18 protein-coding genes and 2 tRNA genes are annotated in these 15326 nt (G+C 42.3%); 10 read left to right on the top strand and 10 right to left on the bottom strand.

Going from position 1 to position 15326, the window contains the following annotated elements:
- Positions 1-16: 16 nt before the first annotated feature.
- A tRNA-Phe gene (locus tag L2755_RS20575) sits at positions 17-92 on the bottom strand.
- Positions 93-470: 378 nt separating this feature from the next.
- Here L2755_RS20575 and L2755_RS20570 point away from each other — a divergent pair.
- Both L2755_RS20570 and L2755_RS20565 read left to right on the top strand, forming a co-directional pair.
- A complete protein-coding gene (locus L2755_RS20570) occupies positions 471-1022 on the top strand; it encodes a cytochrome b (RefSeq protein WP_248982526.1) in 552 nt (183 codons plus the stop codon).
- A gap of 22 nt (positions 1023-1044) precedes the next feature.
- Entirely contained in the window at positions 1045-1620 is a 576-nt protein-coding gene (locus tag L2755_RS20565) for a YceI family protein (protein WP_248982527.1), read from the top strand.
- Between the two features lie 58 nt (positions 1621-1678).
- Here the strand turns inward: L2755_RS20565 and L2755_RS20560 are convergent, their stop codons facing one another.
- Positions 1679-1957: an oxidative damage protection protein gene (locus L2755_RS20560; RefSeq protein ID WP_248982528.1), complete on the bottom strand. Its 279-nt coding sequence runs from the start codon at positions 1955-1957 to the stop codon at positions 1679-1681.
- Positions 1958-1959: 2 nt separating this feature from the next.
- The gene (gene mutY / locus L2755_RS20555; protein ID WP_248982529.1) at positions 1960-3024 is read right to left on the bottom strand and encodes an A/G-specific adenine glycosylase; all 1065 of its coding nucleotides are present in this window, start codon (positions 3022-3024) and stop codon (positions 1960-1962) included.
- Positions 3025-3289: 265 nt separating this feature from the next.
- Here mutY (L2755_RS20555) and trmB (L2755_RS20550) point away from each other — a divergent pair, with 265 nt between their 5' ends.
- The 5 genes from trmB (L2755_RS20550) to L2755_RS20530 all read left to right on the top strand — a co-directional run bounded on the left by trmB (L2755_RS20550) (position 3290) and on the right by L2755_RS20530 (position 7641).
- Positions 3290-4003: a tRNA (guanosine(46)-N7)-methyltransferase TrmB gene (gene trmB / locus L2755_RS20550; protein WP_248982530.1), complete on the top strand. Its 714-nt coding sequence runs from the start codon at positions 3290-3292 to the stop codon at positions 4001-4003.
- 68 nt (positions 4004-4071) lie between these two features.
- Positions 4072-4398 carry a YggL family protein gene (locus L2755_RS20545; RefSeq protein WP_248982531.1) on the top strand — a complete coding sequence of 109 codons (327 nt, stop codon included), beginning with the start codon at positions 4072-4074 and terminating at the stop codon, positions 4396-4398.
- Positions 4398-5312: a glutaminase B gene (gene glsB / locus L2755_RS20540; RefSeq protein ID WP_248982532.1), complete on the top strand. Its 915-nt coding sequence runs from the start codon at positions 4398-4400 to the stop codon at positions 5310-5312. The genes L2755_RS20545 and glsB (L2755_RS20540) overlap by 1 nt, the downstream gene beginning before the upstream one ends.
- Positions 5313-5516: 204 nt before the next feature.
- Positions 5517-6338 (top strand): YggN family protein, encoded by an 822-nt coding sequence (locus tag L2755_RS20535; RefSeq protein WP_248982533.1) that lies wholly within the window; start codon positions 5517-5519, stop codon positions 6336-6338.
- A 361-nt stretch (positions 6339-6699) separates the two neighbouring features.
- Positions 6700-7641, top strand: a complete 942-nt coding sequence (locus L2755_RS20530) for a LysR family transcriptional regulator (protein WP_248982534.1) — start codon at positions 6700-6702, stop codon at positions 7639-7641.
- Between the two features lie 44 nt (positions 7642-7685).
- On the opposite strand, the gene L2755_RS20525 is transcribed toward L2755_RS20530, so the two are convergent.
- The 5 genes from L2755_RS20525 to trmB (L2755_RS20505) form a co-directional block, all read right to left on the bottom strand.
- On the bottom strand, positions 7686-8627 hold the full coding sequence (locus tag L2755_RS20525; RefSeq protein ID WP_248982534.1) for a LysR family transcriptional regulator: 942 nt from the start codon (positions 8625-8627) through the stop codon (positions 7686-7688).
- Between the two features lie 361 nt (positions 8628-8988).
- Positions 8989-9810, bottom strand: coding sequence for a YggN family protein (locus L2755_RS20520; RefSeq protein WP_248982533.1), 822 nt, complete (start codon positions 9808-9810; stop codon positions 8989-8991).
- A gap of 204 nt (positions 9811-10014) precedes the next feature.
- Entirely contained in the window at positions 10015-10929 is a 915-nt protein-coding gene (glsB, locus tag L2755_RS20515) for a glutaminase B (protein WP_248982532.1), read from the bottom strand.
- Entirely contained in the window at positions 10929-11255 is a 327-nt protein-coding gene (locus L2755_RS20510; protein WP_248982531.1) for a YggL family protein, read from the bottom strand. The genes glsB (L2755_RS20515) and L2755_RS20510 overlap by 1 nt, the downstream gene beginning before the upstream one ends.
- 68 nt (positions 11256-11323) lie before the next feature.
- On the bottom strand, positions 11324-12037 hold the full coding sequence (gene trmB, locus L2755_RS20505; RefSeq protein WP_248982530.1) for a tRNA (guanosine(46)-N7)-methyltransferase TrmB: 714 nt from the start codon (positions 12035-12037) through the stop codon (positions 11324-11326).
- A gap of 265 nt (positions 12038-12302) precedes the next feature.
- Between trmB (L2755_RS20505) and mutY (L2755_RS20500) the strand changes: the two genes are divergently transcribed.
- Together mutY (L2755_RS20500) and L2755_RS20495 are read left to right on the top strand one after the other, a co-directional pair.
- On the top strand, positions 12303-13367 hold the full coding sequence (gene mutY / locus L2755_RS20500) for an A/G-specific adenine glycosylase (protein WP_248982529.1): 1065 nt from the start codon (positions 12303-12305) through the stop codon (positions 13365-13367).
- A gap of 2 nt (positions 13368-13369) precedes the next feature.
- A complete protein-coding gene (locus tag L2755_RS20495; RefSeq protein ID WP_248982528.1) occupies positions 13370-13648 on the top strand; it encodes an oxidative damage protection protein in 279 nt (92 codons plus the stop codon).
- Positions 13649-13706: 58 nt separating this feature from the next.
- On the opposite strand, the gene L2755_RS20490 is transcribed toward L2755_RS20495, so the two are convergent.
- A complete protein-coding gene (locus tag L2755_RS20490; protein WP_248982527.1) occupies positions 13707-14282 on the bottom strand; it encodes a YceI family protein in 576 nt (191 codons plus the stop codon).
- 22 nt (positions 14283-14304) lie between these two features.
- Entirely contained in the window at positions 14305-14856 is a 552-nt protein-coding gene (locus L2755_RS20485; protein WP_248982526.1) for a cytochrome b, read from the bottom strand.
- Positions 14857-15234: 378 nt separating this feature from the next.
- Between L2755_RS20485 and L2755_RS20480 the strand changes: the two genes are divergently transcribed.
- Positions 15235-15310 (top strand) — tRNA-Phe (locus L2755_RS20480).
- Positions 15311-15326 lie beyond the last annotated feature (16 nt).

The following is a 15326-nucleotide window of genomic DNA, read 5'->3' as shown; positions in this document are numbered from 1 at the left end:
ACTCATTATAAAATGTTGGTGCCCGAACCCGGAATCGAACCAGGGACACGAGGATTTTCAATCCTCTGCTCTACCGACTGAGCTATTCGGGCAACTAAGCTATATAAATATAAGCGTTAGATTTACTACTTCAAACTAAGCTTTGAAAGCCAGTGTCGTTTGGAGTGCGCGTATAATATAGCGCTGATATTTATCCTGCAAGCGCTTTTTGTTTTTAGCGTGACTGTTCGCTTAGTTTGTGTGCAGTTGCAAAAAAATGAACAATCATTGGCATTACAAACGCTATTTAAAGGCAGTTTAAACCTCACTAATGATGAGGGGTTAGCTAGGTTTTATTGAACTTCAATGCTGAACGATGGGGCTAAAGTTAATATCGTTCTAAAAAATAGAATGTAAAGGGCAATATTTGCTGATTTTTTATCCTAAAATAGAATGTATGATAATTGCATCTTATGAATTCAGGGGGCGAGATGCTGTTAAATACCAAAAAGTCTTACGGCCTAGTGGCTATCTTTTTTCACTGGTTTTCCGCACTAGCTGTTATTGGTTTGTTTGCTGTTGGGTTTTGGATGGTGGATTTAACCTATTACAGTGAATGGTACAAAACAGCGCCGTACCTACACAAAAGTGTCGGGTTAATACTGTTGTTGTTAACGCTTAGCAGAATACTGTGGCGACTTTTCACTCTCAAACCGACGAGTCTTGCAAGCCACAAAGGGTGGGAGAAAACCGTAGGTCATATGACTCACAATATTCTATATCTGCTTTTACTGGTCATTATGCTCAGTGGTTTCTTAATTTCTACGGCTGATGGCCGAGGAATCTGGGTCTTTGATTGGTTTGAAATACCCAGCTTTGGGGCATTTATCGAAGACCAAGCGGATATTGCAGGTTTGATCCACCAATACGTGGCTTACAGTTTAATCGCTTTAGTGCTGATCCATGCATTAGGTGCATTGAAGCATCACTTTATCGATAAAGATTCAACACTACTTAGAATAATCAAAATTCAAAACGACTAATATTCAAATGGAGAAAATAACGATGAAAAAGGGTTTATTAGCTACAGCATTGGCAACGACTTTGATGATGGCAAGCACAGCGCAGGCGGCAGATTATGTTATCGACACCGAAGGTGCTCATGCCTCAATAGAGTTTAGAGTAAGCCACTTAGGTTATAGCTTCGTTGCTGGCCGCTTTAATACGTTTGAAGGTGATTTCTCGTTTGATAGCAGCAAAATTGCTGCTGCAAAAGTCAATGTGACCATTAATACCACCAGTATTGATTCAAACCACGCAGAGCGAGATAAGCATTTGCGTAGCCCAGACTTTTTAAATACAGCCAAATTTCCAACGGCGACTTTTGAGTCAACATCGGTTGACGACAAAGGTGATGGTAACTTCGTATTAAACGGCAATTTCACTTTAAACGGGGTAACCAAACCTTTAGCAATAGAAGCGAAAGCGATAGGAGAGGGAAGTGATCCTTGGGGTGGGTATCGCGCTGGATTTACCGGTACGACGGAGTTTGCATTGAAAGATTACAATATCAAAATGGATCTGGGCCCAGCTTCTTCTCACGTTAGCTTAAACCTAGTGGTTGAAGGCATGCGTAAGTAGTTATATCGCAGAACAATAGATAATAAAAAAGCGCCTCTCGGCGCTTTTTTATTATCTGCTATTCGTCGTCTTTTTCAGGGACATAGCCTTCGATTTCGACATCTTTTCCTTCAAACAGAAAGTTGACCATCTGCTGCTCTAGAAATTTCCGGTCATCGACATTCATCATGTTGAGTTTCTTTTCATTGATCAGCATCGTTTGCTTTGATTGCCAAAGCGTCCAAGCTTCTTTACTCACATTGTCGAAAATACGCTTGCCTAAATCACCTGGGTAGAGCTGAAATCCCAAACCTTCAGCCTCTTTTTTCAAATATACGCAATTTACTGTGCGAGCCATGATTACTCCTTATTTAATACAGAACCTAAACTCGCTAGAATCCGCTCAGTCGCTGAGGCTAAACCAACTTTAGGTGGATGAGGTAAGTTATACCAGACCGAAGAGTCTTGTTCCATGATCTGGTTATCGCTAATTTTGTTTATTGATACTAAAACCGGCTGAATATCGAGGTGGAAATGGCTAAAGGTGTGTCTAAAGCCAATCAACTCTTGTTGATGAGTAATATCGTAAGCTTGATTGCTTAAGTGCTCCTCTAATTCAGCCTTAGTCGAAAATTGAGCAAAGCACCAAAGCCCGCCCCAAATGCCACTGGGTGGACGTTTTTTCAAATGCACATGGTTGTTTTGCTCTAATACCAGTAGCCATGCTGATTTTTCTGGAATTGCTTTCTTGGGCTTCTTGCCAGGGTAATCCTGTTGACGGCCTGTTAGCTGACCTTGACAGTCAATTGCGACAGGGCAAACGGGGCAATTAGGTTTCGAGCGAGTGCATACCGCTGCGCCGATATCCATCATTGCTTGATTATACTTTTGAATATCCACGCTGGGAGTGAGTTGCTGGGTTAGCTGCCAAAGTTTATCTTCTACAGGCTTTTTCCCAGGCCAGCCTTCAATAGCGCCGTGCCTGGCAAGCACTCGTTTTACGTTGCCATCAAGAATGGAGTGATTTAACCCCAGCGATAAAGACAAAACGGCTCCGGCTGTTGAGCGACCGATACCGGGCAGTGCCAGAACATCGTCAAAGTCGACCGGGAAAACACCATTATGCTGTGCAACTATCTGCTGAGCTGCCTTGTGTAGGTTACGTGCTCTGGCGTAATAACCTAAGCCTGTCCAGTGATGTAGTACTTCATCTTGCTCTGCTGATGCTAAAGCGTCGATATCTGGGAAGCGAGACATAAACTTTTCAAAGTAAGGAATAACCGTTGCGACTTGAGTTTGTTGCAACATGATCTCAGATATCCATACTTTATATGGGGTTTTATTGTGTTGCCAAGGGAGTTGTTTACGACCATGGAGATCGTACCAACTAATAATTCGGTCTGAAAAGAGTGGGGTAGTTTTCATCGCCGCAGTGTAACCAGCAGCCGATATTTAAACAAGCTGCAGTTGTCTATCAATAACGATATTAGTTTTGTTTTAGGCGTGGGTGTTTTAAGCCCAAATAGTGTTAAATTGGTCGTTAATTGAGTATTTTTCGCAAAAGAGCCCCTGTAACTCGCACAAACTGAGATAATTGGTATAATTTTGCCTCAATAGGGCTTGCGCTAAAGGTCTAACTTTGGATAATGCCTTTCTTTTTAATTAATAGCTGTCTTAAGCGAGGGCGAAAATGAGCGACGTAACAACCGCTGAATTCAATGAAGAGGGTAAATACCTTCGCAAAGTAAGAAGCTTTGTATTAAGAGAAGGCCGCTTGACGAAAGGTCAAGCACAAGCGATGGAGCAACACTGGCCAGCAATGGGCCTAGATTATACGCCTGAAGCTATCGATTTAGTCGAGATTTTTGGTCGTGAAGCGGACACCGTGCTTGAAATTGGTTTTGGTATGGGCGCTTCATTAGTCGAAATGGCTAAAGCGGCTCCAGAATTAAACTTTATCGGCATTGAAGTCCATAAGCCGGGTGTGGGTTCTTGTTTGTCTGTTGCGGCAGAAGCTGGGGTCACAAACCTGCGGGTGTATCATCATGATGCACTTGAAGTGTTAGAGAACAGTATTGCCGAAGCAAGCTTGGCTAGGGTGCAGTTATTCTTCCCTGATCCATGGCACAAAAAGCGTCATCATAAACGCAGAATCGTGCAGGCTCCTTTCGCGGAACTTATCCGCAGCAAACTTAAAGTGGGCGGCGTATTCCATCTGGCGACGGATTGGGAAAATTACAGCGAGCACATGTTAGAAGTTTTGCAGAGTGCGCCTGGTTATAAAAACCAATCAGCGACAGGTGATGTTGTTGAGCGCCCTGAACATCGTCCACTCACAAAGTTCGAAGCTCGTGGTCACCGTTTAGGTCATGGCGTTTGGGATTTGATGTTTGAACGTGTTTAAGCGTTATAGATTTAGTCAGTTTCCGTTAGTTTAATTAATTTAGTTTATCACCATTGAGGAGTTCCACCATGGCAGCTAATCGCAGTCGTCGTTTACGTAAAAAATTACGCGTTGATGAGTTTCAAGAGTTTGGATTCGATACCAATTGGACTTTTAATGAGTCTGTTACTGAAGAACAGATTGATGCAATCGTTGATCAATTCATCGACGAGATAATCGAACCTAGAGATCTTGGTTTCCATGGCGGTGGACACAAAGAGTGGGAAGGTATTATTGCTACTCAAGATATCGGTAAATGTACAGATGAAGATAGAGCTGCAGTTAAAACCTTCTTCGAAGGTCAACCTGTTGCTAATGTTGAAATCGGCGAGCTATACGATATCTGGTGGAGCTAATGCCTGAATTAGCATTACTTGAGGAGGTTGTTGAGAAAGTACGGCCTCTTTTAGGCAAAGGAAAAGTAGCAGATTACATTCCTGCACTTGCTGAGGTAAATGCTAATAAATTGGGTATAGCCGTGACAACCAGAGATGGTGTCACTATAGGGGCTGGAGATTATCTCGAGCCCTTTTCAATTCAAAGTATTTCAAAAGTCTTTAGTTTAACACTGGCGTTAATGCACTATGACGAGCCTGAGATTTGGTCCCGTGTTGGTAAAGAACCATCAGGACAATCGTTCAACTCTCTAGTACAAGTTGAGTTGGAAAAAGGCCTGCCTCGAAACCCATTTATTAATGCGGGAGCCTTGATCATAGCAGATATGTTGCAAGGTCGATTGGGCGCGCCAAAACAGCGAATGTTAGAAATTGTCCGTGATCTAAGTGATAACAACAGAGTAGGCTACGACAAAGCCGTTGCCAATTCTGAGTATCAACACAGCGCGCGCAATGCCGCAATCGCTTATTTGATGAAGTCGTTCGGTAACTTCAATAATGATGTTAATACCGTTCTTAAAAGTTATTTTCATTATTGCTCGTTGAAAATGAGTTGTGCAGATCTGTCTAAAGCAATGTTATACCTCGCCAACCGCGGAAAAACCCTTGCAGGAAAACAACTGGTTACACCGGTGCAAACACGGCAATTAAATGCTTTGTTAGCCACTTCGGGTTTATACGATGGGGCAGGCGAATTTGCTTATCGCGTCGGTATGCCTGGAAAAAGTGGCGTCGGTGGCGGCATTATAGCCGTCATTCCTGGTGACATGTCAGTGTGCGTGTGGTCACCGGAACTCGACGCTAATGGCAACTCTCTTGCTGGAACCGCTGCGCTAGAAGCACTTTGTCAATCGCTTGGGCGTTCAATCTTCTAATTCCCCACCTTATCACTCAATAGCTCATGTGATATTTAGCCAATAGTTGGTAATATTGGCTAAACATCTCTGATGCTTACTATCTTGATATAATTACTTTCAGCTTACTAATCCATATATAACAATTGCTTATCATGTTTGGCACGCTACGTGCTTTATCCTAGCTATAACATGATATTAAAATAGCGATAAAGGATTAAAGCAATGAAAAGACTACTTACCTCAGTAGGTGTTTCCGCTGTACTACTGTCAGCTTCTAGCTTGCAAATAGTGAATGCTCATGAAGATTCAGATAAGCACTTTAACAACGAATGTGAAGTATCGTTAAATTACGATGTCACCGTTGAGCCGAAAAAATTAGTGGTTAGTGACGTCGGCAAAGAACAATACCGAATAGAAATGAATAAGCTGTTTGTCAATGGCGAACAAGTATCGCTAAACAAACAGCAGCAAGATCTCGTTAACCAATACGCCGATGAGATTTCTGCTCAAGTACCTGAAGTTATCGAGCTTGTTAATGATGCCGTTGCAATGGCATCGACGGCAGTGAGTATGGCATTGACCCCTCTACTTGGTGATGCTGCTGGCGCTAAGATCGATGAGATGATGGATGGTTTGCAAGAGCGAATTGAAGATGTGGCTTACCAGAATGGTGACACGTTTTATCTTGGCGCTACAGAATCTTCGCTAGAAGATGCATTTGGCGAAGAGTTTGAAAAAGAGATGGAGCAGTTAGTAAAAAACTCTATCGGCACCATGATGATGACGCTGGGTAGTCAAATGATGTCTGGTGAAGGTGATTCGTTTGAACAAAAAATGGAGTCATTTTCAACAAAGATGGACTCAATCGGCGACGATATAGAGTTGCAAATGGAACAGCAAGCACAGGATTTGGAGATTCGTGGGGAAAAGCTCTGTGAAAACTTTAAATCTTTAGTGAAATTAGAGAAAGAGTTACAAACTCAAATACCTGAGTTGGCAGAATACTCTTTAATAGCGACAGCAGACAAAGAGATGCTTGAATAAGCATTAGTAGCCATTTTTTAATGTGAACATTCCTTGATAGATATCCTTGTGTTGCCTCTTCAATTGCAACAACCCCTGCATCCCACCTTTATGCAGGGGTTTTCGTTCGATTCTTTACTATATACCCATCCCTCTTAATCCTGCATCTTCAGGTAAGATGGGTATATATGATCAGTTCTAAACCTTTTTTTGGTATACTCCTAAAAATAAAAGCAAAAATCATTATTTTGTTAAATAATAAAACTCTACTCTAGCGTACATATATTCACTTAAGATATTGTTATATAGCACATTGTTACTATGGCGATTATCTTAGCGATGGAAGTACTATTACTCTCGTAAACACCTTAAGGCGATTTACATGTTAGAACTTTTAGAACCAATCGCGATTTTTACTCATGTAGCTCGAGCGGGCAGTTTTAGCTCTGCGGCACGAAAGTTAGGCATATCTAAGTCAAAAGTGAGTACTCAGGTCGCAGATCTTGAGCACAAGCTGGGCGTCCAACTTATTCAGCGTACCACTCGTAGTTTAAGCCTAACAGAAGCTGGTCACCTGCTCTACGTGCAAGGTGAAGAGCTGCTAAGAGATGCAGATCAAGCTGTTGCCAGCGTACATAACTTAAATGATGCGACTCGTGGTGTATTGAAAGTGGGTATTTCACAATCTTTTGGTACGATGCATATCATTCCAGCCTTACCCGCTTTTATGGCAAAACACCCGGAGCTAGAGCTGCAAGTGAGTTTGCTTGACCACAAGGTTGATGTAGTAAGCGAAGGCTTAGATCTGTTGCTGACAATGTCAGAGCAGTTACCTCTTGGCATGGTTGCCAGGCCGCTGATGAAATGTCAGTTCTTGCTGGCTGCATCGCCATCTTATATTGAACAACATGGTATGCCAAATAGTCCTGAACAGCTGGTTGATCACAACTGCCTTGTTTATCAAGGTGAATGGCATGAGCATAGCGTTTGGCAGTTTAAGCAAGGCGATGATTATTGTGAGATAGGCGTATCGGGCAACTTTAGAGTTGATAATGCACCTGCGCTAAAAACAGCTGCAGTGAGTGGTTTAGGTGTGGTTTATCTTGCCAGTTATTTATTGGAGGATGAAATTGCTCAAGGCACGCTGGTGCCTATCCTAGATGAGTGGCAATTGACCAATCATCTGCCTTTACAAGCCGTATACCCGAGACGTAAACACCTAGCACCAAAGGTCAGCGCATTCATCGATTTCATTAAAGATCATATTGGTAGTCCGCCTTATTGGGATGACCCATATAAAGAATTGTATGCAAAACGTAAGTGAATACAGAAAACATTGTTTTGTATTTTGAACAATGTTTTCTGTATTCACTTACGTTTTGCATACAATTCTTTATATGGGTCATCCCAATAAGGCGGACTACCAATATGATCTTTAATGAAATCGATGAATGCGCTGACCTTTGGTGCTAGGTGTTTACGTCTCGGGTATACGGCTTGTAAAGGCAGATGATTGGTCAATTGCCACTCATCTAGGATAGGCACCAGCGTGCCTTGAGCAATTTCATCCTCCAATAAATAACTGGCAAGATAAACCACACCTAAACCACTCACTGCAGCTGTTTTTAGCGCAGGTGCATTATCAACTCTAAAGTTGCCCGATACGCCTATCTCACAATAATCATCGCCTTGCTTAAACTGCCAAACGCTATGCTCATGCCATTCACCTTGATAAACAAGGCAGTTGTGATCAACCAGCTGTTCAGGACTATTTGGCATACCATGTTGTTCAATATAAGATGGCGATGCAGCCAGCAAGAACTGACATTTCATCAGCGGCCTGGCAACCATGCCAAGAGGTAACTGCTCTGACATTGTCAGCAACAGATCTAAGCCTTCGCTTACTACATCAACCTTGTGGTCAAGCAAACTCACTTGCAGCTCTAGCTCCGGGTGTTTTGCCATAAAAGCGGGTAAGGCTGGAATGATATGCATCGTACCAAAAGATTGTGAAATACCCACTTTCAATACACCACGAGTCGCATCATTTAAGTTATGTACGCTGGCAACAGCTTGATCTGCATCTCTTAGCAGCTCTTCACCTTGCACGTAGAGCAGGTGACCAGCTTCTGTTAGGCTTAAACTACGAGTGGTACGCTGAATAAGTTGGACGCCCAGCTTGTGCTCAAGATCTGCGACCTGAGTACTCACTTTTGACTTAGATATGCCTAACTTTCGTGCCGCAGAGCTAAAACTGCCCGCTCGAGCTACATGAGTAAAAATCGCGATTGGTTCTAAAAGTTCTAACATGTAAATCGCCTTAAGGTGTTTACGAGAGTAATAGTACTTCCATCGCTAAGATAATCGCCATAGTAACAATGTGCTATATAACAATATCTTAAGTGAATATATGTACGCTAGAGTAGAGTTTTATTATTTAACAAAATAATGATTTTTGCTTTTATTTTTAGGAGTATACCAAAAAAAGGTTTAGAACTGATCATATATACCCATCTTACCTGAAGATGCAGGATTAAGAGGGATGGGTATATAGTAAAGAATCGAACGAAAACCCCTGCATAAAGGTGGGATGCAGGGGTTGTTGCAATTGAAGAGGCAACACAAGGATATCTATCAAGGAATGTTCACATTAAAAAATGGCTACTAATGCTTATTCAAGCATCTCTTTGTCTGCTGTCGCTATTAAAGAGTATTCTGCCAACTCAGGTATTTGAGTTTGTAACTCTTTCTCTAATTTCACTAAAGATTTAAAGTTTTCACAGAGCTTTTCCCCACGAATCTCCAAATCCTGTGCTTGCTGTTCCATTTGCAACTCTATATCGTCGCCGATTGAGTCCATCTTTGTTGAAAATGACTCCATTTTTTGTTCAAACGAATCACCTTCACCAGACATCATTTGACTACCCAGCGTCATCATCATGGTGCCGATAGAGTTTTTTACTAACTGCTCCATCTCTTTTTCAAACTCTTCGCCAAATGCATCTTCTAGCGAAGATTCTGTAGCGCCAAGATAAAACGTGTCACCATTCTGGTAAGCCACATCTTCAATTCGCTCTTGCAAACCATCCATCATCTCATCGATCTTAGCGCCAGCAGCATCACCAAGTAGAGGGGTCAATGCCATACTCACTGCCGTCGATGCCATTGCAACGGCATCATTAACAAGCTCGATAACTTCAGGTACTTGAGCAGAAATCTCATCGGCGTATTGGTTAACGAGATCTTGCTGCTGTTTGTTTAGCGATACTTGTTCGCCATTGACAAACAGCTTATTCATTTCTATTCGGTATTGTTCTTTGCCGACGTCACTAACCACTAATTTTTTCGGCTCAACGGTGACATCGTAATTTAACGATACTTCACATTCGTTGTTAAAGTGCTTATCTGAATCTTCATGAGCATTCACTATTTGCAAGCTAGAAGCTGACAGTAGTACAGCGGAAACACCTACTGAGGTAAGTAGTCTTTTCATTGCTTTAATCCTTTATCGCTATTTTAATATCATGTTATAGCTAGGATAAAGCACGTAGCGTGCCAAACATGATAAGCAATTGTTATATATGGATTAGTAAGCTGAAAGTAATTATATCAAGATAGTAAGCATCAGAGATGTTTAGCCAATATTACCAACTATTGGCTAAATATCACATGAGCTATTGAGTGATAAGGTGGGGAATTAGAAGATTGAACGCCCAAGCGATTGACAAAGTGCTTCTAGCGCAGCGGTTCCAGCAAGAGAGTTGCCATTAGCGTCGAGTTCCGGTGACCACACGCACACTGACATGTCACCAGGAATGACGGCTATAATGCCGCCACCGACGCCACTTTTTCCAGGCATACCGACGCGATAAGCAAATTCGCCTGCCCCATCGTATAAACCCGAAGTGGCTAACAAAGCATTTAATTGCCGTGTTTGCACCGGTGTAACCAGTTGTTTTCCTGCAAGGGTTTTTCCGCGGTTGGCGAGGTATAACATTGCTTTAGACAGATCTGCACAACTCATTTTCAACGAGCAATAATGAAAATAACTTTTAAGAACGGTATTAACATCATTATTGAAGTTACCGAACGACTTCATCAAATAAGCGATTGCGGCATTGCGCGCGCTGTGTTGATACTCAGAATTGGCAACGGCTTTGTCGTAGCCTACTCTGTTGTTATCACTTAGATCACGGACAATTTCTAACATTCGCTGTTTTGGCGCGCCCAATCGACCTTGCAACATATCTGCTATGATCAAGGCTCCCGCATTAATAAATGGGTTTCGAGGCAGGCCTTTTTCCAACTCAACTTGTACTAGAGAGTTGAACGATTGTCCTGATGGTTCTTTACCAACACGGGACCAAATCTCAGGCTCGTCATAGTGCATTAACGCCAGTGTTAAACTAAAGACTTTTGAAATACTTTGAATTGAAAAGGGCTCGAGATAATCTCCAGCCCCTATAGTGACACCATCTCTGGTTGTCACGGCTATACCCAATTTATTAGCATTTACCTCAGCAAGTGCAGGAATGTAATCTGCTACTTTTCCTTTGCCTAAAAGAGGCCGTACTTTCTCAACAACCTCCTCAAGTAATGCTAATTCAGGCATTAGCTCCACCAGATATCGTATAGCTCGCCGATTTCAACATTAGCAACAGGTTGACCTTCGAAGAAGGTTTTAACTGCAGCTCTATCTTCATCTGTACATTTACCGATATCTTGAGTAGCAATAATACCTTCCCACTCTTTGTGTCCACCGCCATGGAAACCAAGATCTCTAGGTTCGATTATCTCGTCGATGAATTGATCAACGATTGCATCAATCTGTTCTTCAGTAACAGACTCATTAAAAGTCCAATTGGTATCGAATCCAAACTCTTGAAACTCATCAACGCGTAATTTTTTACGTAAACGACGACTGCGATTAGCTGCCATGGTGGAACTCCTCAATGGTGATAAACTAAATTAATTAAACTAACGGAAACTGACTAAATCTATAACGCTTAAACACGTTCAAACATCAAATCCCAAACGCCATGACCTAAACGGTGACCACGAGCTTCGAACTTTGTGAGTGGACGATGTTCAGGGCGCTCAACAACATCACCTGTCGCTGATTGGTTTTTATAACCAGGCGCACTCTGCAAAACTTCTAACATGTGCTCGCTGTAATTTTCCCAATCCGTCGCCAGATGGAATACGCCGCCCACTTTAAGTTTGCTGCGGATAAGTTCCGCGAAAGGAGCCTGCACGATTCTGCGTTTATGATGACGCTTTTTGTGCCATGGATCAGGGAAGAATAACTGCACCCTAGCCAAGCTTGCTTCGGCAATACTGTTCTCTAACACTTCAAGTGCATCATGATGATACACCCGCAGGTTTGTGACCCCAGCTTCTGCCGCAACAGACAAACAAGAACCCACACCCGGCTTATGGACTTCAATGCCGATAAAGTTTAATTCTGGAGCCGCTTTAGCCATTTCGACTAATGAAGCGCCCATACCAAAACCAATTTCAAGCACGGTGTCCGCTTCACGACCAAAAATCTCGACTAAATCGATAGCTTCAGGCGTATAATCTAGGCCCATTGCTGGCCAGTGTTGCTCCATCGCTTGTGCTTGACCTTTCGTCAAGCGGCCTTCTCTTAATACAAAGCTTCTTACTTTGCGAAGGTATTTACCCTCTTCATTGAATTCAGCGGTTGTTACGTCGCTCATTTTCGCCCTCGCTTAAGACAGCTATTAATTAAAAAGAAAGGCATTATCCAAAGTTAGACCTTTAGCGCAAGCCCTATTGAGGCAAAATTATACCAATTATCTCAGTTTGTGCGAGTTACAGGGGCTCTTTTGCGAAAAATACTCAATTAACGACCAATTTAACACTATTTGGGCTTAAAACACCCACGCCTAAAACAAAACTAATATCGTTATTGATAGACAACTGCAGCTTGTTTAAATATCGGCTGCTGGTTACACTGCGGCGATGAAAACTACCCCACTCTTTTCAGACCGAATTATTAGTTGGTACGATCTCCATGGTCGTAAACAACTCCCTTGGCAACACAATAAAACCCCATATAAAGTATGGATATCTGAGATCATGTTGCAACAAACTCAAGTCGCAACGGTTATTCCTTACTTTGAAAAGTTTATGTCTCGCTTCCCAGATATCGACGCTTTAGCATCAGCAGAGCAAGATGAAGTACTACATCACTGGACAGGCTTAGGTTATTACGCCAGAGCACGTAACCTACACAAGGCAGCTCAGCAGATAGTTGCACAGCATAATGGTGTTTTCCCGGTCGACTTTGACGATGTTCTGGCACTGCCCGGTATCGGTCGCTCAACAGCCGGAGCCGTTTTGTCTTTATCGCTGGGGTTAAATCACTCCATTCTTGATGGCAACGTAAAACGAGTGCTTGCCAGGCACGGCGCTATTGAAGGCTGGCCTGGGAAAAAGCCTGTAGAAGATAAACTTTGGCAGCTAACCCAGCAACTCACTCCCAGCGTGGATATTCAAAAGTATAATCAAGCAATGATGGATATCGGCGCAGCGGTATGCACTCGCTCGAAACCTAATTGCCCCGTTTGCCCTGTCGCAATTGACTGTCAAGGTCAGCTAACAGGCCGTCAACAGGATTACCCTGGCAAGAAGCCCAAGAAAGCAATTCCAGAAAAATCAGCATGGCTACTGGTATTAGAGCAAAACAACCATGTGCATTTGAAAAAACGTCCACCCAGTGGCATTTGGGGCGGGCTTTGGTGCTTTGCTCAATTTTCGACTAAGGCTGAATTAGAGGAGCACTTAAGCAATCAAGCTTACGATATTACTCATCAACAAGAGTTGATTGGCTTTAGACACACCTTTAGCCATTTCCACCTCGATATTCAGCCGGTTTTAGTATCAATAAACAAAATTAGCGATAACCAGATCATGGAACAAGACTCTTCGGTCTGGTATAACTTACCTCATCCACCTAAAGTTGGTTTAGCCTCAGCGACTGAGCGGATTCTAGCGAGTTTAGGTTCTGTATTAAATAAGGAGTAATCATGGCTCGCACAGTAAATTGCGTATATTTGAAAAAAGAGGCTGAAGGTTTGGGATTTCAGCTCTACCCAGGTGATTTAGGCAAGCGTATTTTCGACAATGTGAGTAAAGAAGCTTGGACGCTTTGGCAATCAAAGCAAACGATGCTGATCAATGAAAAGAAACTCAACATGATGAATGTCGATGACCGGAAATTTCTAGAGCAGCAGATGGTCAACTTTCTGTTTGAAGGAAAAGATGTCGAAATCGAAGGCTATGTCCCTGAAAAAGACGACGAATAGCAGATAATAAAAAAGCGCCGAGAGGCGCTTTTTTATTATCTATTGTTCTGCGATATAACTACTTACGCATGCCTTCAACCACTAGGTTTAAGCTAACGTGAGAAGAAGCTGGGCCCAGATCCATTTTGATATTGTAATCTTTCAATGCAAACTCCGTCGTACCGGTAAATCCAGCGCGATACCCACCCCAAGGATCACTTCCCTCTCCTATCGCTTTCGCTTCTATTGCTAAAGGTTTGGTTACCCCGTTTAAAGTGAAATTGCCGTTTAATACGAAGTTACCATCACCTTTGTCGTCAACCGATGTTGACTCAAAAGTCGCCGTTGGAAATTTGGCTGTATTTAAAAAGTCTGGGCTACGCAAATGCTTATCTCGCTCTGCGTGGTTTGAATCAATACTGGTGGTATTAATGGTCACATTGACTTTTGCAGCAGCAATTTTGCTGCTATCAAACGAGAAATCACCTTCAAACGTATTAAAGCGGCCAGCAACGAAGCTATAACCTAAGTGGCTTACTCTAAACTCTATTGAGGCATGAGCACCTTCGGTGTCGATAACATAATCTGCCGCCTGCGCTGTGCTTGCCATCATCAAAGTCGTTGCCAATGCTGTAGCTAATAAACCCTTTTTCATCGTTATTTTCTCCATTTGAATATTAGTCGTTTTGAATTTTGATTATTCTAAGTAGTGTTGAATCTTTATCGATAAAGTGATGCTTCAATGCACCTAATGCATGGATCAGCACTAAAGCGATTAAACTGTAAGCCACGTATTGGTGGATCAAACCTGCAATATCCGCTTGGTCTTCGATAAATGCCCCAAAGCTGGGTATTTCAAACCAATCAAAGACCCAGATTCCTCGGCCATCAGCCGTAGAAATTAAGAAACCACTGAGCATAATGACCAGTAAAAGCAGATATAGAATATTGTGAGTCATATGACCTACGGTTTTCTCCCACCCTTTGTGGCTTGCAAGACTCGTCGGTTTGAGAGTGAAAAGTCGCCACAGTATTCTGCTAAGCGTTAACAACAACAGTATTAACCCGACACTTTTGTGTAGGTACGGCGCTGTTTTGTACCATTCACTGTAATAGGTTAAATCCACCATCCAAAACCCAACAGCAAACAAACCAATAACAGCTAGTGCGGAAAACCAGTGAAAAAAGATAGCCACTAGGCCGTAAGACTTTTTGGTATTTAACAGCATCTCGCCCCCTGAATTCATAAGATGCAATTATCATACATTCTATTTTAGGATAAAAAATCAGCAAATATTGCCCTTTACATTCTATTTTTTAGAACGATATTAACTTTAGCCCCATCGTTCAGCATTGAAGTTCAATAAAACCTAGCTAACCCCTCATCATTAGTGAGGTTTAAACTGCCTTTAAATAGCGTTTGTAATGCCAATGATTGTTCATTTTTTTGCAACTGCACACAAACTAAGCGAACAGTCACGCTAAAAACAAAAAGCGCTTGCAGGATAAATATCAGCGCTATATTATACGCGCACTCCAAACGACACTGGCTTTCAAAGCTTAGTTTGAAGTAGTAAATCTAACGCTTATATTTATATAGCTTAGTTGCCCGAATAGCTCAGTCGGTAGAGCAGAGGATTGAAAATCCTCGTGTCCCTGGTTCGATTCCGGGTTCGGGCACCAACATTTTATAATGAGT

The sequence above is a fragment of the Shewanella abyssi genome, from assembly GCF_023284025.1.
Taxonomy (GTDB): Bacteria; Pseudomonadota; Gammaproteobacteria; order Enterobacterales; family Shewanellaceae; genus Shewanella; species Shewanella abyssi.
Note: the sequence above shows the minus strand (reverse complement) of the source record. Positions and strands in the feature narration are given on the sequence as shown.